The 1,561-nt window shown below is 51.0% G+C and carries 2 protein-coding genes; both read left to right on the forward strand.

Annotation, left to right across the window (positions count from 1 at the left end):
• Window positions 1–94 precede the first annotated feature (94 nt).
• Complete coding sequence (locus ASV53_RS23960; RefSeq protein ID WP_094958983.1) at window positions 95–1,228, forward strand: IS91 family transposase; 1,134 nt, start codon at window positions 95–97, stop codon at window positions 1,226–1,228.
• Window positions 1,229–1,238: 10 nt separating this feature from the next.
• Window positions 1,239–1,561 (forward strand): hypothetical protein (locus ASV53_RS25880; protein ID WP_205049235.1); only part of this gene is annotated, 323 nt, incomplete at its 3' end.

Here is a 1,561-nt window from a genome sequence, read left to right on the forward strand (position 1 = left end):
CGTTAAATCTGCCGAGCAAGCTCGGGGAGTGAGCGCTGTCAGATATTGCGTATCTGCTTCTAATATAGCCTAAATTTTTGTCTATGATCCTGTCATGGCATGTAGCGTTCAGGGTTTCCTGCAGCAAGCGCTGGAACCTTATCTCCAGTCTCACCGGCTTCCACGGTATCAACTCAAGGGAGTGAGTCAGCTCAGGGCCTGCCGAACGGCAGCGATGGGCGGGCATGCGCTGTATTGTGGTAATGGTCATTTCAACGGGTACTGGTATAACAGCTGCGGTCACCGCAGCTGCCCGCAGTGTGGTGCGCTAAAGCGGGAACAGTGGCAGCGGAAGGTTGAGGGATTTATCCTGGATTGTCCGCATCACCACTGGGTGTTCACGTTGCCTCATGCGCTGCACGTGCTGTGGTTTTATAACCGTGAGCAGTGTCAGCAACTACTGTTCAAGTCAGTGAGGGAGACCATCCAGGATTTGAGTGCTGACCGAGAGTACCTGGGAGCCCGGGCTGGCTGTATCCTGGCGTTGCATACCTGGGCGCGTAACCTATCATTTCATCCCCATATACATTGTCTGGTCACTCACGGTGGCCTGCGGGAGAATGAATGGGTGAAGCCGAAGAAGGACATATTGTTTCCGGCCAAGGTGATGATGAAGCTGTTTCGGGGGAAGTACTTGTCGGTGTTGAGGGGCTTGTTGGCCGATGGTGAGTTAAGTTATCCGCCGGAGTTAAGTCAGGCACAAGTGGCCAGTCTTTTGAATAAGTGGGGGCGTCAGGATTGGATTGTCCACTGCACCAGGCAGTATTCCCATGGGCATGGTGTGGCGAAGTACCTCGCTCGTTATATTCGTGGCGGTGCGATAAAAAACACGCAACTGCGACATGTTTCCGACACTGAAGTGAGGTACAGCTACAAATCTCACCAGACGCAGCGTACAGAGAGTATGACGTTGACCTATAATGATTTTATGGCGCGGATAGTGTCTCATGTTGCGCTCCCGAGGAAGCAGCAGTATCACTTTGTTGGTCTGTACCATAATCGGAGTCGCGAAGGGCTGAATCAGGCGAGGCTATGTTTGGGTCAGGCGGAGGTTGGCGAGGTTAAGGCGGTCAGCTGGCGCGAGTTTATGGGGGCAAAAGGTGATACTCCCTGTTGTGAGGCATGCGGTGAGCAAATAACGGTATTAAAGCGGGTGAAGTTTATCGGTGGTGATGTAAAATTTTGCTAGTCGAGTTTAAGTGACGAACTCTGCATTGTGCGGAGTGGTCGTGCTGGGAGACAGCGACAAATCATCATGGGCGTGTAATGTTTTTGCGGCTTCAGCGGTTGTCATGAGCCGGAAAATTGAGTTAAACGGGTTAGGCTGGAGCAATAGAAAGACCAAAGGCGCTTGCTCGGCAAATTTAACAGCAGACCTCAACCTCATCAGGTGGGGCAGATTTAACAAAAAAATCAAGCGGACAAAAAACACTCGGCATTTCAGGTGCAAAATGAAGTTATGCGTTTACGCACTTCATATCAATATCTGCTCGTTGTTTTTCGCCGCTTATTTTAGGCGTTA

The organism is Photobacterium sanguinicancri, assembly GCF_002265265.1.
GTDB classification, from domain to species: Bacteria; Pseudomonadota; Gammaproteobacteria; order Enterobacterales; family Vibrionaceae; genus Photobacterium; species Photobacterium sanguinicancri.

What these genes read in the sequence shown, in the direction of transcription:
- ASV53_RS23960 (WP_094958983.1), top strand. Translation starts at nt 95, where the DNA reads ATGGCATGTAGCGTTCAGGGTTTCCTGCAGCAAGCGCTGGAACCTTAT.